Source organism: Kitasatospora sp. NE20-6, assembly GCF_045862635.1.
Genome location: NZ_BPRL01000155.1, coordinates 1 through 1,742, shown reverse-complemented (window position 1 = coordinate 1,742; position 1,742 = coordinate 1). Strand labels below are relative to the sequence as shown.

Below are 1,742 nucleotides of genomic sequence, written 5' to 3'. Positions count from 1 at the left end.
CTTCGCCCAAGGCCGGGTAGTTAACGTATTTCCGCTGGTGGCCAGGGGTTTGGTGACCACTGTGTGGCGGTGTAGAGGCCGGGCCCGATCTTGTGGATGAGGCCGTTGGCGGCCCAACGGTTGAGCTGTCGATACATGGTCTCCAAGGTGATGTCGCCGAAGCGGGCCGCGATGTCGCGGGGCCGCCACGGCCGGTCGGGTTCTTCGTGGAGCAGGTCGAGGATGCGGTGCCGACGACGCTCGCAGTGGACGGTGTGCCGGTCGTCTCGGGAGGCTGCGGGCAGCGGGGCTGTTGATCTGCGGGTTCGAGGATGGCGACGTCGAGGCGGGTGACGGTCCGGCTGCTGTCCGGGCGGCCGTCGTCCTGCCGCTCGGCGTATCGGGACACCGGCGAGCGGACCTTGCGGGTGCTGACGCGGGGCCGGCGGGGTGGGAGGAGGCCGGCAAGGACGCGCCGGCCGATGACACCGATGGTGCCGGCGTTCGGGAGCGTGGTGATGCCGGCGGCCTGGACGGTGAGGTCGCGGGCGGCCTGGAGGGCGATGGTGAAGCCGCAGCGGTCAGGGTCGGTGCCCGGCCGGGACTCGGCAGCCTGGACCATCACGGTGCGAAGCGCCTGGTAGAGCGTGAGCTGGGCCCACATTTCCTGCTCGACGCCGACCGGGTCGCCCGACCGCAGCGGTCGGCCCTGTCCCAGGGTGTGCCGCAGCGCGTAGTAGGCCGATTCGTGCTCCCACCGCTGGTGGTAGAGCGTGACGAGCACGGTGGCCGGGTAGCGGTTCGCGCAGGTCAGAGTAGTGGCGAGGCGGTAGGAGCCGGTGAAGGCCGTGCCGTCGTTCAAGGTCACAGCGACCTGCGCCTCGATGACGCGGACCGGAACGGTGCCGATGACCGACAGGTAGGAGCCGTCGGTGAGGCGGGCCAGGACCGGGGTGCGGCGGTTGGCGCGGATCCGTCCGAGGAACTGCGCTCCGGTGCCGGCCACCTGAGCGAGGAAGGCGTTGGCGTCGAAGCCCTTGTCCCACAACAGCAGCATGTCCGGGCGCAGATGGTGCAGCAGTCGGCCGGCGTAGGCGGTCTCGCCGATGTCGGTGGGGCCGAACACCGCGCCGATCAGTGCTCTCGTGCCGGTCTCCACCAGCGTCATCAGCTCCAGCATCGGGCAGCCGCCCCGGCCACCGGGTCCGAACCACTCCACGTTGCGCTCGGTGTCGGCCAGCCTGATCGAACTGCAGCCGTCGAAGGAGACCGTCCGGAAGCACCCGAACCGCACCCCGACCGTGGCCGGCCGCGCGAGTGGCCCGGCCAGGACCTCGAACACGCGGCGGACCGGTGCCGGGCCGACCCGTCGCCGCAGGTCCCGAAGGGCCTTCGCGGTCGGCTCCGCGACCTCCAGCCCGGCACCCACCAGCACCGCGGTGAGCTTGTTCCAGACCAGTCGGTAGCCGACCTCCGGGAACAGGCACATCGCCAGCAGGAAGTAGACCCCGACCCGCGAGGGCAGGTCCCGCAGCCGACGCTGCACGCACCCGGTCTCCTCCAGGACCGCGTCGACGAGCTCGAATGGTATGACCTGCGTCAACTCGCCCAGATGGCCGGGCGCGAACCGTCCGGCGGCCACGATGAACTCACGGGAGAGCATCGCCAGACCCGGCGGCGCGGCACAATGACGTACGGGCAACGGGGCACCTCGAAGATCAGCAGTCTTGGCGGACTATCTGATCAACGCGGCCCCGTTGCCC

General features: G+C 70.5%; 1 protein-coding gene. It reads right to left on the bottom strand.

The genetic code is table 11. From position 1 onward, the window contains the following. The coding region (locus tag SNE206_RS39915) for an IS4 family transposase (protein WP_407918495.1) at positions 1-1,681 on the bottom strand (1,681 nt) is incomplete at its 3' end. Positions 1,682-1,742: the final 61 nt, after the last annotated feature.